This window comes from Cytobacillus massiliigabonensis (genome assembly GCF_900199725.1).
Lineage (GTDB): Bacteria > Bacillota > Bacilli > Bacillales > Cytobacillaceae > Cytobacillus > Cytobacillus massiliigabonensis.
The window spans coordinates 775629-798354 of the sequence record NZ_LT904902.1; the positions used below are offsets into that span (position 1 = coordinate 775629).

The following is a 22726-nucleotide window of genomic DNA, read 5'->3' on the forward strand; positions in this document are numbered from 1 at the left end:
TTTCTCTCTCTATTGATGTTGTCCTATGATTTTTTCTTTTGGCATTTCTGCTGAGCAACAGCTGATTTTCCAATATTACAAACGTATTTATAGAAAGAAATGCCCATTTAATAATAAACTTCCAATTCTGAACAAATTCTGAACTTTTTCCTAATATCGTTAAATTATCCCAAAAATAAAAACCACTCATCTCTAATTTCTTAAGAGTTAAGTGGTTTCAACTTATAGTAATAATTAGTAAATATATCCTTTAATTCTTTCGGAACATCAATTCCTAATTCCCCTACAAATTGATTTTTAACTTTTTCAAAGAAGATCTGTAATTTTTTATAATTATTCGTTTCTCCGTAGTGTTTTAATAATTTTTGCATAAAGGTTTCATTATATATATCTAACTGAAGCATTTTTTCTAGACTAGCCTCTACTAGCTGATGATTCACCTGATTTTTCATTGAATCTGAAATAAATTGATCAAGATAGCTGATGAATGATTGCCTTAAAAAAAGCTGGTGCTGTGTTGCCCATGAATACCCCTCTTCTTCTAAATAATCGCCGCTATACAATTCTAGTACTCTTTCAACATTTTCAGGTAATACCTTTTCGGATTGAATAAGTTCCTCTAATTCATGGATATCACTAGTTAAAGGGACAGATAGAACATATTGATCATTTAGAAGGGCAACAGGCTTTTCTATTCCATTTTTTTTAAGCGCCTTTCTAAGCTGGTAAACGGTTGTATGTAACAAAACCATTGCTTTATCTGCATCCGTATTCGGCCAAAGCTCTTCAATAATACGCGCCTTATGAATGGGAATATCTCGATTATGCCAAAGAAAGACAAATAACTCCTTTACCTTCTTGGTACGCCATTTAATAACATTCTGCTTATAATCCTTTAAACGAAAATTACTCATCGTATATGCATATAATGACTCACTCGTTTGAACAATCTCACTATTATCATATAACTTTATAACTTTTAGCCTATCTTTTGCTTTTGCAATTGCTTTTGAAAGGCGGGTTATGCTAACTGGTTTCAATAAATAATCGATTGCATCCACGTCAAATGCGTCAAGTGCAAACTGTGGGTGAGCTGTCACAAATATAATTATGATATGGCTATACTCTCCTACTAACTTCCTGGCAAATTTAATTCCATGTACTCCTCCCATGTCCATATCAAGAAAGATAACGTCGACTTTCAGTCTGTTTAAATTCTCAAGGGCATGCTCAGGATTTTGATATTTCCCCACAATTTCCATTCCATCCATTTTGTTTAATAAAACTTCTAACATATCTAAAGCAAGCTTCTCATCATCAATTAACAAAACTCGCATGATAATCTCCTCTACCATCCTTTATCACTGTTAATTTCTTCATATAATACTAAATTCTAAATATTATAGAATTAATTGTAAATAAATATAATTTCCTATATTGATAATTATTATCAATAATATTTCGTATCTTTCTTCACAGCCTTACATAAATAATTGCTTGTACTTATACAATATTGTCCCACTCCTCTTGTAATTTAGGATATAATTGGTAAGAACGCTAAATATTAGGAGGGGTATGTTTGAGAAAATTAAGAAAGCTAGGTATCTTCACACTGTCCACTGGTCTGTCTATTGGAATTCTTGCACCAAGTGTTAGTGCCGCATCACCTGGAAATGAGAATGATAGCAACGTACAAATCCAAATGGCACAGTCAGAAAAGGTTGTTTCAAAAAGTGAGCTCATAAAGAAATTCAGGGATTTATTCCCGCAATTTACATTTTTGACTGATAATGATTTACATATGGGAACAGGCTATCAATACCCAAATGATGATACTGTTCGATATGATTTAAGCTTTCATAAAAAAATAAACGGAAAATACACGCATGGAACTATTGGTTTTATTGGGGATCAGTTAGAAATTGAACGTTTTTACTATGAACCTGCAAATGCAGAGGATGCTTTATTTCCAGCAAAAATAACAAAAGTAAAAGCTGAAGAAGTTGCTAAAGCTTTTCTGAAAAAGTTCCCTGATAGCAATGGATATCAGCTTGATACAAGTATCACCGATTTCTTTCCGGGTAATCAGCTCCTTACAGAGCCGATTCGTTATACATTCTTCTTCGTAAAGACAGAGAATAAAGTTCCCATCTCAGATCAAAGTATTCAAATTACGGTACTAGGCAATGGTGAGGTCACTGACTTTTACCGAAATTCAGGCAGCAGTGGTTCACCATCCTATGACGATGTTTCAAAAGTGCTGTCTGCGAATGAAGTAATAGCAAAGATTAAAGAGAATCTTTCAGTTAATTTACAGTACAGCATCGATACAGATTTTCAAACAGGTGAAAAGCGTGTAAACCTCATTTATCAGCCAGCCATTCATGTAGCTGGTATCCATGCACTTTCAGGCGAATGGCAAACGATGAATGGCTTTTCTCCAGAGCTGCCAAAGGAAAAGAAGATTGAACACATTGTCTCTCAGCCAATTGGGTCTAAGCAAACTCATTATTCATTAGAGGAAGCGAAGGCATTTGCTGAAAACTTACTTAAAATCGATTCGGATGAAATTAAGCTAAGAATTGAATCCATTGATGAAACGAAAAATTACAATGGCCAAGAAGTGATTAGCATTAGTTATATGTATGAATACAGCAATGGCGGAACTGGAACAAACCTGGAACTAGATAAAAATACTGGAGAAATTATTCAGTATCACGACCTAAGAAGAGAAGTCCTTGAAGAGAATGGTGAAGATAAAAAAGCTGGACAAGCTATCTCCAGTGAGGAAGCACTAAATCAAGCAGTAAAATATTTAAAACAGTACTCTCCATCTTATCTTCATAACTATTCAATGCCAGTCGGAGAAAATTATTATGATGAGGATAGAGAAACCTATCATTTCAGCTTTCCAAGAGTAGTGAATGGAATTCTCGTAAACGGTGAGCAAATTTCAGTATCAATAGGAGCTGATGGCTCATTGCTTGGTCTCGATGTAAGTTATTCAAACATTCAAAATTGGCCATCCGCTGAAAAAGTGATCTCAAAGGATCAAGCCAATACAAAATTTTTTGAACAGCTAAGCCTAGATCTTAATTATACAAGAGAAGGACATAGCAATAAATACAATCACTATCATCTTGTATATACACCGGAATATAATAACAATTCTTTTAGCTATTTAAATGCATACACAGGCGAGTGGAATCATTCGATTGAGAATAATCAACAAACTGTTTCCCATCCTTGGGCTGAAAAAGAGCTTAATTACCTTATCCAAGCTGGAATTATTGATGTCAAGGATGCAAAAACATTTGACGCAAATGCGAAGGTTACTAAAGGTGCCGCTCTAAAAGTAATTATGAAATCTCTGACTCGATTCTATGACGTATATCCTGGTCAAAAAAATACGAGCCAGTCATTTGAAAATATTAAATCGGATCATCCATTATATCAGGTCGTTGAACGAGCGGTCACACTAGGATTACTTAAGAAAGAAGGGACAACCTTTAACCTGGACGAGCATCTTACAAAAGAAGAGCTTGCGGTTTGGTATATTCGTATATTAGGTCTTGAACAAGCGGCAAAAAATCAAGGAATCTACCAGCTTCCATTTGATGATGCAAAAGATATAAAAAATGAAAATATTGGCTATATTGCACTAGCACACTCATTAGGAATATTAACAACCAGTGATAATAAGTTCAATCCAAAGCAGGAAGTGTCCTATGCTGACCTAGCAGTTTCCACTATCCCTCTAGCTCATGAAGCATATAAAAAAGGAATTGAATTCAATATTTATTAAGAAGAGTAAGTATCCGCCCGGAAAGTGGGCGGATATTTTTTATTAGATTCATTTCTTTAATCGTTTGATGACAGATGTCATAAGGGATTGGCGAAAGCATCAATACTTCTTCCCCTTTCATATTCTCAGGCAACTTCACGGAGTGATCTAGTTCCATTTTTTATTTATTAAGCCTTTTTTTCTTTTTATCTAGCAACTTTCTATCTTTATCAAGTATTTCTTATATGTTCTTGTTTAGACTCTGTTTTCATTTGAATTTTTTGTGAATTTTTATCAATCGATTAGGCAGTTTTTTCTAAAAATATGGTTGACATTTCCTTTGGGATGAATTAAATTGAGTTTGTAATTGAAACTGATAATCGTTATCATTTATTACAACTGTATAAGTAGGCCTGCTTACACGAACAAGACAAAAAAGGGGATCTAGCATATGAAAAAGAGTCTTTTATTAATTGGAATGACTGCTGCTTTTTTAGCAGCTTGCGGAAACAGTGAAGATGCGTCTACTAATAAGGAAACGAATGAGGAAAAGAAAACAGAGGAAGTAGCGAAAAAAGAAGTTGCACCAGCAGAACAGACGATTACATACTTAGGTCAATCCTATACGCTCCCAGCTGAGGTGAATAATATCATTGCCGCCAGCTTAGAAGCTATGGAGGATGCTGCCATTCTTGGAGTGAAGCCGTTAGGTGCTGTAACTACCGCAGGTGAATTGCCAGCCTATCTGGCTGCTGATTTGGAAGGCGCCACATCCATCGGGGAAAAAACTGAGCCAAACTATGAAACGATTCTTTCTTTAAAGCCGGATGTTATCTTAGGTTCATCTAAATATAAGGAAGAAGTTGCCACTCAATTAAATAAAATTGGCACAATGATTCCTGTCTCTCATATATCTACAAACTGGGAAGATAATCTGCGTTTAATGGGAACATTATCAGGCAAGACAGCAGAAGCAGATAAAATTATAGCTGATTACAAGGCAGATGCAGAGGAAGCGAAAGCCACTCTTTCTGCTAGTTTACAAGATAAAGAGGTATTCGTAATAAGAGTTCGTCAAGGAAGCATGTTTGTTTATCCAGCCGATGTTTATTTAAATCCAGTCATTTATAGCGATTTAGGATTAAAAGTCCCTGAATTAATTGAGAAAACAGCTGCTCAAGAAGAGATTAGTCTAGAAACATTGGCAGATGTCAATCCAGATATCATTTTCCTACAATTTGAGAAAAGTGAAAACAGCGACACCCCTGCAGCTTTAGATGATTTATTAAAGAACCCGATCTTCCAAAGCATTGACGCAGCAAAGAATGATCAAATATTCGTGAATGCTGTGGATCCTATGGCACAAGGCGGTACTGCATGGAGCAAGGTGAACTTCTTACGTGCTGCTGTCGAAAACTTATCTAAGTAATGGATGTTGCGATGAAACGTTTGCGGAAAACCCGTTCTGTGCCATTTCTAATTATTTGCGCATCACCGTTTCTCTTCATCCTTACGATCGCATTATCCGTTTTATACGGGACAAAAGGGATTGATTCGTCAACCATCTGGCAGGCGATTGTGCACTTTGATTCTGCGAATGTTGATCATAACATTATCATGCAGTCTAGATTGCCTCGGGTGTTAGCGGCACTGCTTGTTGGTGCCTTCCTAGCCATTTCTGGAGCCATTATGCAGGGGATGACAAGAAATTATCTTGCCTCCCCTTCTATTATGGGTGTAACGGACGGCTCGGCATTTATGATTACCATGTGTATGATTTTTTTCCCAGCCATGTCAAATATGAATATGATCATTTTTTCCATGATTGGTTCAGCACTTGGCGCTGGAATTGTCTTCGGTTTTGGCTCGGTCATGCGCAATGGTCTTTCGCTCGTCAGATTAGCGATTATCGGCACCGTTATTGGTACTTTTTTAAGCAGTTTATCATCTGTGCTAGCCACTCATTTTCAAATTTCACAAGACTTAGCCTTTTGGTATCATGCGAAAATCCATAAGGCTGATCCAGAAATTCTATTGCTTGCACTTCCTATCGGTCTCATTGGACTTGTCCTTGCCCTGATCATTTCTAAATCGATCACCATCTTATCGCTTGGTGAAGATATCTCAATCAGTCTTGGTCAGCGGACAAAATGGGTAAAGGCGATTAGTATCATCATTGTTGTTTGTTTAACAGGAACGGCTGTCGCACTCGTTGGCAAGATTGCCTTTGTCGGATTAATTATCCCTCATATGACTCGATTTATTGTTGGAATGGATTACCGATTCGTGATCCCATGTTCTGCAATTATCGGCGGCATCTTTCTTGCCCTTTGCGATGTGGCGAGCCGCTTTATAAATTTCCCATTTGAAACGCCAGTCGGTGTGGTTACTGCATTAATCGGTGTTCCTTTCTTCCTCTATTTAATAAAAACAAGAGGAGGCGAGCGCCGTGCATAATAAGTATCGCAGCCGTTTTTTCATCAACATGTCGCTTCTAATTGGAGCTATTTTATTCGCCATCTATATTCATATTACAAACGGTACCTTTGATATGTCGGTAAAGGACATCATTACGACATTGCTTCGAATGAACCCAACGAATGAATTTGATTTAGTCATCTTCCAATTCCGTCTTCCGCGCATTGTGATTGCTGCACTTGTAGGACTAGGATTAGGAATTGCAGGTACGGTTGTTCAAGGAATTACAAGGAACGGGTTAGCTGATCCGGGTATATTAGGCATCAATGCTGGAGCGGGTGCATCCATCGTTATCTTTATGTTTTTCTTTCAAATGGAGCTTGCTGTCTCTGGCACCTCAAACTGGTTATCGATTTTAATCATGCCGATTTTTGGCTTTGTCGGCGGAGTGGCTGCTGCCATTCTCATTTATGTCTTTGCCTGGACAAATGGAAAATTAGATACACAGCGATTAATTTTATCAGGAATAGCGATAAGCACAGGGTTTGGTGCACTTTCTTTATATATTTCATTAAAGATGCGGGAAAGTGATTTTGAGATGGCAACCGTTTGGATGTCAGGCAGTATTTATAATGCAAACTGGATGTTTATCCTATCCATGATCCCATGGCTGGTCATTCTAATACCTGTCATTTACCGAAAAGCCCATCTATTGGATTATTTCCAGCTGGAGGAAGCATCCATTAAGAGTCTTGGGATTCAAGTCGAAAAAGAAAAGGCAATTCTGCTATTAAGCAGCATCGGGGTCATTAGTGCCTGTGTTTCCGTATCAGGCAGCATTGGTTTTATTGGACTAATTGCGCCCCATATTGCGAGGCAGCTTGTAGGGATTCATCATCGGTATGTACTCCCGGCAAGTGCAGCAATCGGAATGTTTCTTGTTATCTTTTCCGATTATCTTGCAAGAACCATATTTGCACCTGCAGAAATTCCGGTTGGTATCATCGTGGCCATCCTTGGTGTCCCTTACTTCCTCTATTTATTAATCAAAACAAAAGCATAGAAGGAGAATGAAAGATGGATACAACAGTTATTCGTGCTGAAAGGCTAACAACCAAATATGAAAAGTTTACTGTATTTACAAACCTAAGCGCGGAAATTAAAAAAGGAAAAATTACAACGATCATTGGACCGAATGGCTGCGGGAAATCGACTTTATTGAAAACAATTGGACGGATATTGAAGCAGCAAAGCGGAGATGTTTTTTTACAAGAACAGGATATGAAAGGCATCTCAACAAAAGCGATAGCCAAGCAGCTCGCCCTTCTCTCTCAAAACCCTGAGGCACCATTGCAATTAAAGGTTGAAGAGCTTATCTCTTACGGCCGCTTCCCTCATCGTAAGAATGTTGGAACACTGTCCAGCAAGGATATAGAAGTGATTGAATGGGCAATGGACATTACAAAAACGAGTGCCTTCCGGTACCGTGAAATTGCTCAGCTTTCTGGAGGGCAGAGGCAAAAGGTATGGCTGGCAATGGCTCTTGCACAGGAAACGAATATTTTGTTATTAGATGAGCCAACTACTTATTTAGATTTAGCTCATCAGCTAGAAGTGCTGCAGATCGTCGAACGGCTAAATAAGGAGCATAACTGTACGATTGTTATGGTTCTACATGATATTAACCATGCAGCCCGTTTTTCTGATGAACTTATTGCTATGAAGAACGGAGAAATTATTACTGTCGGACCACCTGAAAAAATCATCGCAAAGAATGTATTAAAGGAAGTATTCCATATTGATGCACGTATTATGGTCGATCCAGAAAACGGATCCCCTGTGTGCTTTGGATATGATGCCCTGCGAGAGCGTGAATAGGAGGAAATATGAACTCAGCTCGTGAAGTTGCTTTAGCTAATACGGAAGAATGGATTTTACATTCAAAAAGAACGGATAATTCATATCACATTAAAGTTGCTTTGCCTCCCTTCCCTCCCAACCAGGAAGGGTACCCGATTATCTATATTCTTGATGGCAATTCTTATTTTCAGTTCGCTAGAGATGTTGTCCGTCTGCAATCCAAGAATGCACTAAAAACCTTTGTCAATGACGCCATTATCGTTGGTATTGGACATACCGGAGAAGATAAAGATGTCTCCAAACGCCGATTTCACGATTTTACTGCACCGGCGGAAAACTATACATATCCAGATCGGCTAAGAGGAAGAGATTTAGGAGAGCATGGTGGTGCAGAAAGATTTCTTGCATTTATTCAAGAGGAATTAAAACCTGAAATTGAAAGCCGCTACTCCATTCATATGGAAAGACAAGCTTTATTCGGGCATTCTCTCAGCGGTCTATTTACGCTATGGACATTGTTCAAAGAGCCATATGCTTTTCAGACCTATCTTGCTGTTAGTCCTTCCATTTGGTGGAACAATCATGAAATGCTTGCCTTTAAGGACTGGTTCTCCGATCAAGCAAAAGAAGACAAGAAAAGGCGCCTGTTTATGGCAGTTGGTGAGCTTGAAGGCTTTATGGTTGATGATGCAAGGAAATTGCTTGAACAATTACGGGCAACACAGCGTCTATTTGTAGACTGTGATCTATATGTGGCTCATGAAGAAAATCACGCATCCGTCGTGCCAACAGTCATGAGCAGGGCTATTCGGTTTGCGAACGAGGTCTAATAAGCACTTGACATTTTACCGCTCCATTTAGTAGTATTTTTATATACTACTAAATGGAGCTTTTTATATGGGGGAATCCAATTGATTGACCAACTTCGAAAAATAGGATTATCTGATCTAGAGGCAAGATGTTATTTAACATTGTATGAAGAACCTGATTTATCAGGCTATGAAATTGCCAAGCGGGTTTCTGTATCACGGACCAATGTGTATGCGGCACTAAGAGCTTTAAAGGATAAAGGAATGTGCAGAACAATTGAAGCCAATCCTGTTCTGTATACACCAGTACCCATCGATGAAATGGTTCGTTTACTGCAGACTGATTTTGAGCAAACAGCAAAAATCTTGGTAGAGGAATTACGCACACCGCCTAAATCTGCTAGCTCTTTTTATAATTGGCAAGGGGATAAGGCGCTCGAGACCGTTATTCGACGTGTAATTTCGAATGCAGACAAACATATTCTCGTTGATATTTGGTCAGAGGATGTTCATTGGATTGAAGAGTCTTTGGCAGAAGCAGAAAAGAGAGGTGTGGATGTCACCTTAATCGTTATTGGTGAAAGTCATACTAGCTTAAAACATGTGATTACACATAAACGAAGCGAAGAATGGGACCAGATGGAGTCGAGGAAATTCTCAATTTTATGTGACTCGCAAGCTGCTGTAATCGGCAGCTTCGGAAAAGCATATAAGCTTTCTGCGCTGGAAACTGATCATCCTTCCATCACCGAACTATTGAAAAACGACTTCTATCATGACCTGGTCATGAAACAAATTGAAGAAGATTTTAAAGCAGAACTAGATGAGAAATATGGAACTGATTATGAAAACATTATACAGCGTTATAAGGAAATACTAAGTTGATCTTTTGTATTTCCCTTTTTTTACACTTTCATTAGTAGTATTTATAAATACCTCCAATTTTAAAGAAACGAGGAAAAACAAAATGAATGAATTAGCTCAAGAAAGTACATCTGCTTATCCTAAACGGTGGCTTGCTTTGTTTATTCTTTTGCTTGGCACATTTATGGTCATATTGGACACATTTATTGTTAATGTAGCAATCCCAACGATTCAAGAACAAATGCACACAAGTGCCGCTGAAATCCAGCTTATTGTTGCTTCCTATGTGTTGTCCTATGCCGTTTTATTAATTACAGGGGCACGCATCGGTGATAAATATGGAAGAAAGAGAATGTTTATCGTTGGTATGGTCATCTTTATTATTGCTTCGGATTTGTGCGGCATGGCTTTAAATACAAACCTATTAATTTTTTCACGCGTTATCCAAGGAATAGGCGCCGCGATTCTTATTCCACAGGTATTAAGTATTATCCAAGTGATTTTTCCTCCCGAGGAAAAAGGAAAGGCAATCGGGTTTTACGGCGCGATAAGCGGGCTCGGATTAATTGCTGGGCAAATGATTGGCGGCCTGCTTATCGATTGGAATATTTGGGGTCTAGGCTGGCGGAACGTTTTTCTCATTAATATACCGATTGGTCTTATCGCTGTCATTCTTATTCGCTCTATGATTCCAGAAATTCGTACAGATCAAAACAGCAGGGTTGATTGGAAAGGGATTCTTTTCCTGACGATCAGTCTCCTCCTTCTTGTGTTCCCGTTGATTGCTGGAAGAGAAGCTGGCTGGCCGCTATGGATATATGTAAGCTTCATCGGTTCCTTGCTGTCATTCTTCTTATTTTTATTCCATGAGAGAAAAGTGATTCAAGCAGGGCAAACCGCTTTAATCCCTCTATCCATATTTTCAGACCGCTCTTTTTCGCTTGGAGTATTCACCATTCTTGCCTATCAAATAGGCAATAGCGGCTTTTTCTTAACGGTTTCTTTAACTTTACAAGATGGGCTCGCTCTATCTGCCATCGATTCTGCTATTGCTTTTACTCCCATTGGAGGGGCATTTTTTCTCTCCTGCTTGCTTGCACCAAAATGGGTAAAAAAAATGAAAGGAACTGTATTAAATTGGGGAGCAATCATCCTCATTGCCGGCTATGCATTTGTAATCCTTTGCATTCATTCCTTTGAAATGACAATCGCTTGGCAGCACTTTATCATTCCTTTCTTTCTGATCGGTTTTGGCCAAGGACTGATCGGTGCCCCATTGATGGGCATTATATTAGCCGGGAGCAAGAGCCAGCATGCCGGTTCAGCTTCTGGCATACTAAGCACCTTCATGCAAATTGCTAATGTTCTTGGAGTAGCAGTGATCGGTACCATCTTTTTTTCAGTTTTAGAAAAAAAGAATCATAACATCGCCAGCCACATCCCTTATTTAGATTCGTTTAACATCGCTTTGTACAGCAGTATTGTTTTAGCAATGATTACATTCATACTTATCTTCTTATTGAACAAAAGAACTGCAGGGAAAAGTTAAATATCTATAGGTATGGGGGATACACTTAATCTGTATACCCCTGCCAAATAACCCGCCAGTTTTTATCGTTATCCGCATAGACCACCTTTCTTTTCAAAAAATAATCGGCAATGAGCTCTGTCATATCTGTTTGGATTTCTTTAATTACTGGCTTATTTTGAAACATATGGAAGTCACCGCCGCCACTCGCACGGTAATTGTTCATTACAACCTCATACTCCCCTTCCATTTCAATGGGTTCACCTGAAATCATAAGCTTCGTTACTCGGTCCCCTACAGGACGCCTTATATCCAGCTCATATTCAATCCCTTCCCACATATCATAGTTATAATGCTGTGGCTTTGGCTGCAAATAGGATGGATTTACCACGATATCCCCCGTGTGGTCTAGCATAAAATAACTAGCGCACTTCTCAAGTGCTGCTTCCATCTCATAGCCCTTTATTCTGATCACCCTTAAGGTATTGGGATAAATATAATTGGAGACTATATTCCTCATTGTTACTTCTTCGTTAAACCCTTCAGAACCATTATCAAAAAGTGCAGTGGCTGATATCCTTGCTCCAGATGCATCCATTTGTACTTGATTTAAAAATTTGATCAGTGGATGGGCACCTAGACGAACTGCAAAAGCATCATGAATGGTCATATCGCCAATAATCCTCCCTATCGGCTGGTCTAACCATGCCTGTGTCTCCCGTTCCGTCTCCTTAGTCATTTTTATTATTTCTCGATCTGCTTCTGCCGTTTCATCAATGGTTACCAGCTCTGCTGCTTTATTGCTAATAACCCATTGACCGCAAACCTTTTCAAATGTAACCACAACCTTCCCGATTGCCTGGCCATTACATCCTGGCTGAACAATCGTCACTCCATTCACAGTATCTGCAATCATCCGGTGCTGATGACCAGTGAGCAATACATCAATTCCGGCAATTTCCTCGCAAATTGCATAGGCTTGATTTTCTCCTGACATGTTTTCCGTTTCTTCGCCAGTTGAGGGCTCCCGTTCAAATCCCCCATGATAAGAAATAATTAACAGATCATATGTCTCATACTTTTGAATAAATTTGACCCATTTTTTTGTACTAATGAATGCATCCTCAAACTGAAGCCCTGCTATATGCTTCGGATTTTCCCAATTCGGAATATAGTGTGTGGTGATTCCTAAAATGGCGACACGAAGCCCATTTTCGAACACTTTAACAACATACGGTCTTCCAAATGCACAGTTCTTCATCCCGTATTGGATCGTATTTGCCGATAGCCAAGGAAAGTTAGAATCCTTTATTGCAGCCTGCAATACCTCTATTCCAAAATTAAATTCATGATTGCCTATCACGGCACAATCATAGTTTAAATGATTTAAGATGTTTACCATTGGATGAATCCCCTCTTTCATAAACCTTGAGTAATAGTAGGTCAGAGGGGTGCCTTGTATGAGGTCTCCATTATCAATAAGGATCGAATAATCATAGCTTTCCCGCTCTCTGTGAATCATTGTGGCAAGCTTTGCTAATCCGATAGAAACCTCTCGATTGTTTCGATAGTTATGCGGGAATACATGCCCATGAAGATCACTTGTTACTAAAATAACCATTTGACATTGTTTATTTTCAAGCATCATCTTATCCCCTTTCCGCCTTTTTCTAATCATCCCCTCAATTATATATTCAATTGGAAGCTGTAAATGGAATTCCTATTAAACATAACAATCCCTTTACAATAATTAACAACTATTTTACAAAAAACACCATATTGCTTTGCTATAATTCAACTCGTAATGAAAATAACTTTCCCAATATGGAGGTAACACGATGTTTAAGAAGTTTGCTGGAATTGGTCTATCTTTTGTTTTGGCAGCTAGTATTTTAAGTGGATGCGGATCAAGCGAAGCGGCGGGAGGAGAGTATGAACCTGAAAGCTTAACAGTTCAATTCGTTCCTTCACAAAATGCTGACACTTTAGAAGCTAAAGCGAAACCATTAGAGGGGCTGCTAAAGGAACAGCTGGGAATCCCTGTTACAGTTAGTGTGTCAACAAACTACAATACGATCGTAGAAGCAATGGCATCGAAAAAAGTAGATATTGGTTTCTTGCCTCCAACTGCATATGTCCAAGCCCATGAAAAAGGGGCGGCTAACGTAATCCTTCAGGCACAGCGCTTTGGTGTGAGCGATGAAACGGGAGCACCCAACGATAAGCTAGTAGATTTCTACAAATCAATGTTTATTGTTAACGCAGATTCCGATATTGATAGCATAGAAGATTTAAAAGGCAAAAAAATCGCTTTTCAAGATGTGACTTCATCAGCAGGGTATGTTTGGCCGGCAGCAGCGTTAATGGATGCCAAAATTGATCCGCTAACTGACGTAGAAGGGATTACAGTAAAAGGACATGATCAAGCCGTTATTGCCCTCTTAAATGGGGATGTCGACGCAGCTGTTATTTTCCAAGATGCACGAAATATTGTGAAGGGTGACTATCCGACAGTTTTTGAAGACACAAAAGTCCTGCATTTCACAGAACCGATCCCAAATGACACAATTGCCATTCGTCCTGACATGACAGAGGAATGGTCGAAGAAAATTCAAGATGCCTTTATTGCCATTGGCAAGGACGAAAAGGGACATGAAATTATTAAAGATATCTATTCTCATGAAGGCTACACCCCTTCTGAAGATAAAATGTTCGAAATTGTCCGGGACTACGCAGAAAAAGTGAAAACAGAGTAGCCTAGCCTGCAGAAACGCCATCCAGTTTCCATCATGAACTGGTTTGGCTTTTTTTATCAAAACAATTGAAGGTGGAATCACAGTGATTGAATTTCAAAACGTCTCCAAGACCTACCCAAATGGAGTAAAGGGATTAAATGATATTAACTTAACCATTCACGAAGGGGAGTTTGTAGTCATTGTCGGCTTATCTGGTGCGGGAAAGTCCACTTTATTACGATCAATTAACCGTCTAATTGAAATAACTGATGGAGAAATACTCATCGATGGGCAATCGATTACAATGGCAAAAGGAATTAGCTTAAGAAAAATCCGGCGGGACATCGGCATGATTTTTCAAACATTTAATTTAGTTAAACGCTCGACCGTTTTAAGAAATGTGCTGTCTGGCCGTGTCGGTTATCTTCCAACCTGGCGGACACTTCTTGGATTGTTTCCAAAACAGGATATCCACTCTGCTTACCAAGCTCTAGAGCGCGTGAATATTCTTGAAAAAGCCTACTCACGGGCAACAGAACTTTCAGGCGGGCAGCAGCAGCGTGTCTCCATTGCCCGTGCACTAGCCCAGGAGGCAAAAATCATTTTGGCTGATGAACCTGTTGCTTCATTAGATCCATTAACAACAAAGCAAGTCATGGATGACTTAAAGAGAATTAACCAAGATCTAGGCATAACGACAATAGTTAACCTTCACTTTATAGATTTAGCAAGGGAATATGCGACAAGGATTATTGGCTTGCGCGCAGGAGAAGTAGTCTTTGACGGACCGGTCTCAGCGGCAACAGACGAAAAGTTCGCAGAAATCTACGGAAGGCCAATCCATGAAAAAGAACTGCTAGGAGCCGAAGCGTGATGAATCATCCTTTAGAAAAAAGGAAATATCCTGAACCGCCTAGTAAACTTAAAACCTATTTAACCGTTATTATCTTATTGCTGCTATTTTTCGCAAGCGGCATAAAGACCAATGCATCTATTTCTGAACTTGTTGCCGGGTTTCCCAATATGCTTGAGCTGCTTGGACAAATGCTTCCGCCAAACTGGCTTTATTTTGAAAAAATCCTTCCAGCCATGCTCGAAACGATTCGTATGGCCCTATTAGGAACTACTTTTGGTGCAATTATCGCCATCCCGATTGCCCTGTTTTCTGCAAATAACATAATTAAAAGTTATTTATTTTACTATCCAGCAAGATTTATTTTGAACATAATACGGACTGTGCCAGACTTGCTTCTTGCAGCTATTTTTGTATCCATCTTTGGCTTAGGAACACTGCCGGGCATACTTGCCCTAACGATTTTTTCAATCGGATTGATTGCCAAGCTAACCTATGAAGCAATCGAGTCAATCGATAATGGTCCCTTGGAGGCAATGACAGCTGTCGGGGCTAATAAAGTTCAATGGATCTTTTTTGGAGTGATTCCACAGGTACTGCCGCATTATATTTCATATGTTCTTTATACGTTTGAAGTTAATATCCGTGCGGCAGCTGTCTTGGGTTTAGTCGGTGCTGGCGGAATCGGCTTGTATTATGACCGCACGCTCGGATTCTTTGAATATGATAAAACAAGCTCAATTATTCTATTTACTTTGGTCGTGGTTCTGCTCATCGACTATATTAGCATAAAACTACGGGAGAAATTATTATGAATAAAGCGGTAATCACCCCATTTAAACCAAGAAAAAATAGAATCCAGCGTGTCATTATTGTTATTGCCTTACTCGTTCTCTACATATGGGCATTTTCTGGGATGCCGATTGCTGGCGTAAAAGAAACAGCCGGTCAGATTTCCAAAGCCATTTTTGCTGGCATATTTAACCCAGATTGGGATTACGTTTACTTACCTGATGGAGAGGATTTATTACGCGGCCTCCTCGATACATTAGCCATCGCCATATTAGGCACGTTCATTTCTGCTTTTCTTTGCATTCCCTTCGCTTTCTGGGCAGCAGCAAATATGAACAGCGGAAAAACAGCAGCAAATACAGGAAAATTCATGCTAAGCTTTGTTCGCACCTTTCCAGAAATCGTCATGGCCATTCTATTTATTAAAGCGGTTGGACCGGGATCGTTTGCAGGCGTGCTTGCTTTAGGATTGCATTCTATCGGCATGCTTGGCAAACTATTCGCAGAAGAGATCGAAAGCATTGATCCTGGACCTGCAGAAGCATTAGCTGCTACTGGCGCCACCCGATTGCAAATCATCTGGTTTGCCATCCTGCCGCAGGTCATGCCTGGATTCTTATCCTATACGCTATACCGATTTGAAATCAACGTACGCTCTGCCGCTATCCTTGGCATTATTGGTGCAGGCGGAATCGGCACACCGCTCATTTTCGCCTTAAGCTCGCGAGATTGGGACCGGGTGGGGATTATTCTTCTAGGTATTATCGTGATGGTTACGCTGATCGATTTATTGTCTGGGTATATTCGGAAGAAAATTGTGTAGGTTTAAATTTTTTCGGAAAAGGCTCTAGGATGAGTATTCTAGTACCTTTTCCAATTTAAAACCAAGCCCGTGCCAGACATTTAACCGATTCCTCTATTTCTTCCTCAGATAAAGCAGCATAGCCTAGTAAAACAGTCATATTATCATGGCTCCCATAGGCGGATAGCGGATAAACCTTGCACTTAAAATTTCCTGCCATGCCGATTAGTTCTTGCTCTGTCATGCCATTTTTGACACGGACTAATACATGCAGACCGGAGTCCTGGCCAATAATTTCAGCTGGATCAGGGAACTGTTTCATGATTTCTGAAACAAGGATATCTCTCTTTTTATGATAGATCACTCTCATTTTGTTTATTTGCTTCTCCCAGTACCCCTCTTCTAAAAACCTTCTTAAGAGATCTTGATCCATTCGTGAAACCGTTTGTGCATAGAAAAAATATTCATTTTGATAGATTTCGATAAGCGGTTTGGGAAGAACCATATAGCTTACTCTAAGCGATGGCAGCAGTGCCTTTGAAAAAGTGCCCATATAAACAACTTTTCCATTCGTATCTAAGCCTTGTAAAGCAGGAATCGGTTTACCCGAATAGCGAAATTCACTATCATAATCGTCTTCAATAATATATCTCCCCTCACCCAAATTGGCCCAATGCAGCAGCTGCATCCTTCTTGAAATCGGCATGATCATTCCGCATGGAAATTGATGTGATGGTGTAACAAATGCTATATTAGCCCCGCTTTCTTCAAGACGTGAAACAATCATCCCATCTTGGTCTAATGGGATCATCTTCACCCGTTCCCATTTTTCAAAAGCTACATGTCTGCGGTGATATCCTGGGTCTTCAACTGCAAATACTCCCTTTTGAAGCAGCTGAAACAGCAGCCGCATTAAATATTGTGTTCCTGCTCCGATAATGATTTGACTTGGCGAACAGCAAACCCCTCGTGATTCATAGAGATACTTTGCAATGGCTTTCCGGAAATCATAGTCACCTTGCGGATGGCCAAGCTTTAACAAACGATCGTTTTCTGGGCGTGATATTTCATTCGTTAGTTTGCGAAATAAACTAAATGGGAAGGAACGTGCATCTACTCCCGTTTGGGTAAAATCATATAAGCAATCAGAATCTTGATATTGTTTTTCTTTAATAAAACTTGCTGACCGCTGACTATTATTATTTTCCACTAAATGTTGATCCAGCTCGCTAACATAGTAGCCCTTCCGTGGAATGGATAGCAGATACCCTTCTGCAATAAGCTGCTCATAGGCGGCTTCAATTGTATTTTGACTTAGAGATAAATGTGCGGCAAGTCTTCTTTTAGATGGAAGCTTTACATCCGGAGTTAAGTTGCCCATTTTAATTTCTTGTTTTATATACTCATATAGCTGAACATATAATGGCTTCTCACTTTGATTATCAAGCTTTGGTGTGATCTCTAGCATCAAAACTGACCCCTTCAACCTTCTAAAATCTGATACTTAATATAGTATCAGTTATTCTATATAATACCTCTATGCTTAGCATTTTCAATCATAACAATCATGCAATCGTGTATTTAGGAGGTATGCATCATGAAAACATCACGCCGTCTTGGATTAATGATGATCATAACTGGAGCTACATTATGGGGAATTTCTGGCCCGATCATTCAATGGCTTTTTCAGCAAACAGCCATTACATCCATAGAGTTTTTAATTATTCGGCTGATTTTAGCAGGAATCCTCATATTAGCTGTATTATCTATTAGAAAACAAAGTATTTTTGCTATTTGGAAGGATCCGCGCCAATGGATACAGTTAGTCATTTTCGCAATCATTGGGATGTTAGGCGCGCAATATGCCTTTATTGAAACAGTGAGAATTAGCAACGCGGTAACGGCTACCTTGTTTCAATTTCTTGGTCCGGTGCTGATTACGGTCTACGTTGCTGTCCAGTATAAGAAACTCCCTTCGTTTATTCAATTTCTGTCAATCATTATTGCGCTTTCGGGAATCTTTTTTCTTATTACAAACGGATCGATCGAAAATATTATTTTAACAAAAATCGCTGTCATCTTTGGCTTGCTGACTGCGATTGGATTCACTTTCTACACGCTTCAGCCTGCTTCATTAATAAAAAAATGGGGATCGCCGCTCATTGTTGGCTGGGGGATGCTGCTTGCGGGTATTGCTTTGCTCGTATTTAATCGTCAATTTAGCTTTCAGGCCATTGCAAATACACTTACATTTGAAACCTCTACTATGCTATTTCTGGCCATCCTAAGTGGAACCCTCTCATTTGTACTTTATATTGGAAGTTTAAAGCATTTGAGTGCGATGGAGACAAGCCTTCTATCAAGCATCGAGCCGCTTGTTGCCGTTATTGTTTCCATTACGTGGCTAAACGAATCATTTGGCGGCTACCAGCTAATTGGCGGGGTGCTCATTGTCATAGCAGTTGCAGCTTTAAGTTTGCCAGAGAAGGAACTGGGGACTGTTGCGAGAGAAAGAGTTTCATAACATGATAAAAGCTGACACAACGGGTGTCAGCTTTTTATCCATTACTTTTTGATAGAGAAAACCCGCGTCCCAGAATTTCGGAGGCGTTAAGGAAGACAACAAATGAGGAAGGTTCCTGCTCCTGCAGCACCTTTTTTAAATAAATGGCTTCCTCCTGCTCTACCACACAAAGAATCAGTGTTTTTTCCTTATTGGAGAAGCCGCCGATCGAGCGCACCTTTGTTAGACCTCGATCAATTTCATCTTTAATAATGGTTTGGATTTGCTCTTCCTGTTCAGTAATAATAAGCACTAGCTTGGACGGAGAAGTTTGCAGCTGAACAAAGTCAATCACCTTGCTTGTCACATAAATCGCCATCATGGCATATAAAGCTAATTCTAAATTAAACACCAAGGCAGAGGCGACAACAACAAATCCATCAACAATTAACTGGGAATAGCCGCTGGAAAAACCAGTATACTTTTTAACAATTTGTGCAACTGTTGCCAAGCCTCCTGTAGAGCCTTTTCCGCGATAAACAATTCCTAGCCCAACTCCTAAAAGAATCCCTCCATAAATGGCAGCGAGCAGCGGATTATCAATGGTAAAAGGAATATCGGCACTAACCCAAATCGTAAATGGAACAAAAAAAGTTCCTACTAATGTTTTTATACTAAAATCCTTCCCTAAAAGGATGAGACCGGCAAAAAATAGCGGAATATTAATTAGCCATTGCACGTAAGCAGGATTAAACTGGTACAGCTCATAAAGAATCGTGCTAATTCCGGAAACCCCGCCCGCCGCTAGTCTAGCAGGCAATAGGAAAATATTATAGGATAAACCAACTAAAATTGAGCCAATGATAATAAAAAAGTATTCCTTCAGTAACTTCGTCTGAGTTGTTTGTTTATTCATTTTTTCCGATTCCTTTCTTTACTATATAACCTTGGCATTTTAACATAAATTCGGGTGAAAAATCATTAAAACGTATTAAAAACTTATAAGAACCGCATGTTGCATTTATTGGAATATATAGTTTTATAAATATTATCAACCACACTTTACATTTATTAACAATTTCAAATTCATATATGTTTAATAGTCCAAATGTTACTGAAATTAGGAAAAAAAGATAGCCATTTCATAAATGGCTATCTCCTTTTGCCTTTTTATTGATGATTGGACATGTTCGGCAAGCGGAAGCCTTCAACAACAATATCTTCATCAACTTCTAATAAAAGGCATCTTTTTCCTTCATAGGTAATGTATTTAACATTTTTCAGTTCTTTCGGATGGATGGATACGTCAGCAATCTTTGTGTTGATCTTTATTGATTTCGGTATGACACTGCTCGCTTTAATTTCATGATTGACATCATAGACGACACTTTTGAAGGCATGCTCCACTTTGGCGGTATCGACATCTTCCACACCGCTTACCTCTAAGATGCGTTCAATGTCGCGAGAATCGAGTTTAGGAGGTTCACTTTCTTCATTCTCTATACTCTCCTGTACCATCTTATCAATCTCTTCATACACATTCGAAATGACGTCGGTAGCGACTTCGTCCCCAGCTACCAATTTTACAATTTGTTCAAAGCTATCCTTCTCTTCTATTGCCGTGATTATGTCTTCACAATGGAGGACTTCTTCGATAAACATCGTATCTGGCTGATTCGCTTTTCCGCCATAATAGAGAATATGATTGACGTCAGCCGCATGATCATTAAAGGCAGGAAACATAAAGCCTGTTAACGGAGCAGTCAAATTGATAATCGGGTCGACTGCGTTATTTGATTTAAATTCCTTCTCGATATAATCAAACAGCAGCGCTTTTTTCGGCTGATCGGTTTTATTAAGCGTGCAGAGGGTAAATTCATTGGAATAGACCTCATCGTCCCCTCCTTCTCCAGATTCGAGATCACGTTTTCTTGTCGCCTTTTGGTATTCCCCCCGGATAAACGTGACCACTGTATCAAATTCATAAACGGCATGAGCAAACATTTTCTGAACGATTCTCAGCATGCTTTCCATCCATTCATCTGTATCTGCCCGCAATCCATTGTAGAGAATCATTTGGGTGCTATCTTCCACATCTCTTCTAAATTTCAATTCAAATAGCTTTGCATCTAGACTGCCTGTTAAAACTTTTTTGAAATTTGTTAAAAATAATTCTTGCGCTTCCTGCTCCAGCAATTGAAACGGCTGGCTAACCTGATGGTAAATCTCACCCGATTCTTTCTTTATATACACATTAAATATTTCCCGAATATTCATATATCGATTATTTAATTTAAATTGTTTTCGGATGTTTGCAATGTCTTTTTTGTTCATCTGTCTCATCTCCCATTCCTGATTATACTGTTCAGACAAAAAAATAGTAATACTTGATATTTTACCAGCTTTACTAGCAAACAGGGATTTCGTCATTTTCATGAACATTTCTGACCTTTTCACAAACAAAAGAAACACCCACAAATACAAGATTCATGAGTGTTTTCACGTTAATGCGCTCTTTCTCCATCCCGTCTCGGTTCATCCAACATCGTTCTTAAATCATTCCCAGATGGATTTTGGAATAAGCGAAGTCCAAATTCCGGAGCGACTGCAAATAGATGGTCGAAGATATCAGCCTGAATGGATTCGTATATTGCCCATCTGACGTCATTTGAAAAAGCATATATTTCTAATGGCAGCCCGTGCTCTGTTGGGGCTAGCTGTCTAACCATTAAAGTCATGTCTTGATTGATTCCGGCATGTTTTTGCAGGTAATGGTTAATATACACGCGAAAAACACCGATATTCGTAAGCGCTCTTCCATTCACCGGATTGCTGCGGTTAATGTCGTTCTTTGCATTATGCTCGGCAATTTCAAGTTCTCTATTGATAATATAGTCTGAAAGATAGTGGATGCTTTTAAACTTTTCAATCATCTCGTCAGTACAGAATGAAATACTATTTTTATCGATAAATAAAGATCGCTTAATTCTGCGTCCTCCCGAGGTTTGCATCCCCCTCCAATTGATAAAAGAATCAGAGATTAAAGCATAGCTTGGTATCATCGTAATCGTCTTATCCCAATTTTGCACCTGGACAGTATTTAAAGAGATATCAATTACATCCCCATCTGCTCCGTATTTAGGCATTTGAATCCAGTCTCCAACCCGAACCATATCATTCGAAGACAGCTGGATCCCGGCAACCAGTCCTAATAACGAATCTTTAAACACCAGCATAAGTACAGCTGAGAGAGCACCAATCCCGCTTAAAAGAATAATGGGACTTTCACCCAGCATGTTCGCAATAATCACAATAATCCCAAGTGTAATGACGATAATTTTAACAACCTGAATATATCCCTTTATCGGTCTTGTCTTCGATATTTCATAGGTTTGATAAATATCATTGATCGCATTTAATAGACTATTAAGAACCATGAGCCCCACAATGATTAAGTATGTGATCGCACTCTTTTCTATCAAACCCTCATAGTACTTATAGGTAGTAGAGAGGTTATAAATAATAATTGCAGGAACAAAATGTGATAGCTTATGGAAAACCTTTCAATCCAAAAGCATATTGTCCCATTGGAATTTGTTATTGTTTACGATATGAGAGATGATTCTAATTACAATCTTTTTCGTAATAAAATTTGCGATAATACATATCATCGCTATGAAAAGAATCGTAATAATCGTTGAAAGATACTTATGTACCGTAGGATTCAAATGATAGTCCGACAGCCAATTACTAATAAACTCCATATGTTCCTCCAATA

General features: G+C 39.1%; 18 protein-coding genes and 1 pseudogene. 13 read left to right on the top strand and 6 right to left on the bottom strand.

Annotated elements, in window-relative coordinates; all coding sequences use genetic code 11:
* Positions 1 to 200: 200 nt before the first annotated feature.
* Entirely contained in the window at positions 201 to 1337 is a 1137-nt protein-coding gene (locus C1726_RS04285; protein WP_180968092.1) for a response regulator, read from the bottom strand.
* A gap of 242 nt (positions 1338 to 1579) precedes the next feature.
* Between C1726_RS04285 and C1726_RS04290 the strand changes: the two genes are divergently transcribed.
* The 8 genes from C1726_RS04290 to C1726_RS04325 all read left to right on the top strand — a co-directional run bounded on the left by C1726_RS04290 (position 1580) and on the right by C1726_RS04325 (position 11284).
* On the top strand, positions 1580 to 3805 hold the full coding sequence (locus C1726_RS04290; protein ID WP_102272035.1) for a YcdB/YcdC domain-containing protein: 2226 nt from the start codon (positions 1580 to 1582) through the stop codon (positions 3803 to 3805).
* Between the two features lie 430 nt (positions 3806 to 4235).
* Positions 4236 to 5213, top strand: a complete 978-nt coding sequence (locus tag C1726_RS04295; protein WP_102272036.1) for an ABC transporter substrate-binding protein — start codon at positions 4236 to 4238, stop codon at positions 5211 to 5213.
* Positions 5214 to 5233: 20 nt separating this feature from the next.
* Positions 5234 to 6241, top strand: a complete 1008-nt coding sequence (locus C1726_RS04300; RefSeq protein ID WP_142385062.1) for a FecCD family ABC transporter permease — start codon at positions 5234 to 5236, stop codon at positions 6239 to 6241.
* 28 nt (positions 6242 to 6269) lie between these two features.
* Positions 6270 to 7265: a FecCD family ABC transporter permease gene (locus C1726_RS04305; protein ID WP_102272358.1), complete on the top strand. Its 996-nt coding sequence runs from the start codon at positions 6270 to 6272 to the stop codon at positions 7263 to 7265.
* 14 nt (positions 7266 to 7279) lie between these two features.
* Positions 7280 to 8080, top strand: coding sequence for an ABC transporter ATP-binding protein (locus C1726_RS04310; RefSeq protein WP_102272038.1), 801 nt, complete (start codon positions 7280 to 7282; stop codon positions 8078 to 8080).
* A gap of 8 nt (positions 8081 to 8088) precedes the next feature.
* Complete coding sequence (locus C1726_RS04315; protein WP_102272039.1) at positions 8089 to 8892, top strand: alpha/beta hydrolase; 804 nt, start codon at positions 8089 to 8091, stop codon at positions 8890 to 8892.
* 81 nt (positions 8893 to 8973) lie between these two features.
* Positions 8974 to 9756, top strand: a complete 783-nt coding sequence (locus C1726_RS04320) for a TrmB family transcriptional regulator (protein WP_102272040.1) — start codon at positions 8974 to 8976, stop codon at positions 9754 to 9756.
* Between the two features lie 82 nt (positions 9757 to 9838).
* Entirely contained in the window at positions 9839 to 11284 is a 1446-nt protein-coding gene (locus C1726_RS04325; protein ID WP_102272041.1) for an MFS transporter, read from the top strand.
* A 25-nt stretch (positions 11285 to 11309) separates the two neighbouring features.
* Here the strand turns inward: C1726_RS04325 and C1726_RS04330 are convergent, their stop codons facing one another.
* Positions 11310 to 12908, bottom strand: coding sequence for a bifunctional metallophosphatase/5'-nucleotidase (locus tag C1726_RS04330; RefSeq protein WP_102272042.1), 1599 nt, complete (start codon positions 12906 to 12908; stop codon positions 11310 to 11312).
* 193 nt (positions 12909 to 13101) lie between these two features.
* On the opposite strand from C1726_RS04330, the gene C1726_RS04335 reads away from it, so the two are divergent.
* The 4 genes from C1726_RS04335 (at position 13102) to phnE (C1726_RS04350) (ending at position 16466) form a co-directional block, all read left to right on the top strand.
* Positions 13102 to 14019 (top strand): phosphate/phosphite/phosphonate ABC transporter substrate-binding protein, encoded by a 918-nt coding sequence (locus C1726_RS04335; RefSeq protein WP_102272043.1) that lies wholly within the window; start codon positions 13102 to 13104, stop codon positions 14017 to 14019.
* Positions 14020 to 14101: 82 nt separating this feature from the next.
* Entirely contained in the window at positions 14102 to 14872 is a 771-nt protein-coding gene (gene phnC, locus C1726_RS04340; RefSeq protein ID WP_102272044.1) for a phosphonate ABC transporter ATP-binding protein, read from the top strand.
* Entirely contained in the window at positions 14872 to 15666 is a 795-nt protein-coding gene (phnE, locus tag C1726_RS04345) for a phosphonate ABC transporter, permease protein PhnE (protein ID WP_102272045.1), read from the top strand. The genes phnC and phnE (C1726_RS04345) overlap by 1 nt, the downstream gene beginning before the upstream one ends.
* A complete protein-coding gene (phnE, locus tag C1726_RS04350) occupies positions 15663 to 16466 on the top strand; it encodes a phosphonate ABC transporter, permease protein PhnE (protein WP_102272046.1) in 804 nt (267 codons plus the stop codon). The genes phnE (C1726_RS04345) and phnE (C1726_RS04350) overlap by 4 nt, the downstream gene beginning before the upstream one ends.
* 55 nt (positions 16467 to 16521) lie before the next feature.
* Here the strand turns inward: phnE (C1726_RS04350) and pdxR are convergent, their stop codons facing one another.
* Positions 16522 to 17913, bottom strand: coding sequence for a MocR-like pyridoxine biosynthesis transcription factor PdxR (gene pdxR, locus C1726_RS04355; RefSeq protein WP_102272047.1), 1392 nt, complete (start codon positions 17911 to 17913; stop codon positions 16522 to 16524).
* Positions 17914 to 18042: 129 nt separating this feature from the next.
* Between pdxR and C1726_RS04360 the strand changes: the two genes are divergently transcribed.
* Complete coding sequence (locus C1726_RS04360) at positions 18043 to 18969, top strand: DMT family transporter (protein WP_102272048.1); 927 nt, start codon at positions 18043 to 18045, stop codon at positions 18967 to 18969.
* A gap of 34 nt (positions 18970 to 19003) precedes the next feature.
* Here C1726_RS04360 and C1726_RS04365 read toward each other — a convergent pair whose 3' ends face one another.
* The 3 genes and pseudogenes from C1726_RS04365 to C1726_RS04375 form a co-directional block, all read right to left on the bottom strand.
* On the bottom strand, positions 19004 to 19864 hold the full coding sequence (locus tag C1726_RS04365) for a YitT family protein (RefSeq protein WP_102272049.1): 861 nt from the start codon (positions 19862 to 19864) through the stop codon (positions 19004 to 19006).
* Positions 19865 to 20118: 254 nt separating this feature from the next.
* Positions 20119 to 21282 (bottom strand): DUF4317 domain-containing protein, encoded by a 1164-nt coding sequence (locus C1726_RS04370; protein WP_102272359.1) that lies wholly within the window; start codon positions 21280 to 21282, stop codon positions 20119 to 20121.
* Positions 21283 to 21452: 170 nt separating this feature from the next.
* Positions 21453 to 22712: pseudogene (locus C1726_RS04375) on the bottom strand (mechanosensitive ion channel family protein).
* Positions 22713 to 22726: the final 14 nt, after the last annotated feature.

Coding starts and splice junctions, on each gene's coding strand:
- C1726_RS04285 (WP_180968092.1), bottom strand. CDS start 1,337: ATGCGAGTTTTGTTAATTGATGATGAGAAGCTTGCTTTAGATATGTTA.
- C1726_RS04295 (WP_102272036.1), top strand. CDS start 4,236: ATGAAAAAGAGTCTTTTATTAATTGGAATGACTGCTGCTTTTTTAGCA.
- C1726_RS04305 (WP_102272358.1), top strand. CDS start 6,270: ATGTCGCTTCTAATTGGAGCTATTTTATTCGCCATCTATATTCATATT.
- C1726_RS04310 (WP_102272038.1), top strand. CDS start 7,280: ATGGATACAACAGTTATTCGTGCTGAAAGGCTAACAACCAAATATGAA.
- C1726_RS04315 (WP_102272039.1), top strand. CDS start 8,089: ATGAACTCAGCTCGTGAAGTTGCTTTAGCTAATACGGAAGAATGGATT.
- C1726_RS04325 (WP_102272041.1), top strand. CDS start 9,839: ATGAATGAATTAGCTCAAGAAAGTACATCTGCTTATCCTAAACGGTGG.
- C1726_RS04330 (WP_102272042.1), bottom strand. CDS start 12,908: ATGCTTGAAAATAAACAATGTCAAATGGTTATTTTAGTAACAAGTGAT.
- C1726_RS04335 (WP_102272043.1), top strand. CDS start 13,102: ATGTTTAAGAAGTTTGCTGGAATTGGTCTATCTTTTGTTTTGGCAGCT.
- phnE (WP_102272045.1), top strand. CDS start 14,872: ATGAATCATCCTTTAGAAAAAAGGAAATATCCTGAACCGCCTAGTAAA.
- phnE (WP_102272046.1), top strand. CDS start 15,663: ATGAATAAAGCGGTAATCACCCCATTTAAACCAAGAAAAAATAGAATC.
- pdxR (WP_102272047.1), bottom strand. CDS start 17,913: ATGCTAGAGATCACACCAAAGCTTGATAATCAAAGTGAGAAGCCATTA.
- C1726_RS04360 (WP_102272048.1), top strand. CDS start 18,043: ATGAAAACATCACGCCGTCTTGGATTAATGATGATCATAACTGGAGCT.
- C1726_RS04365 (WP_102272049.1), bottom strand. CDS start 19,864: ATGAATAAACAAACAACTCAGACGAAGTTACTGAAGGAATACTTTTTT.
- C1726_RS04370 (WP_102272359.1), bottom strand. CDS start 21,282: ATGAACAAAAAAGACATTGCAAACATCCGAAAACAATTTAAATTAAAT.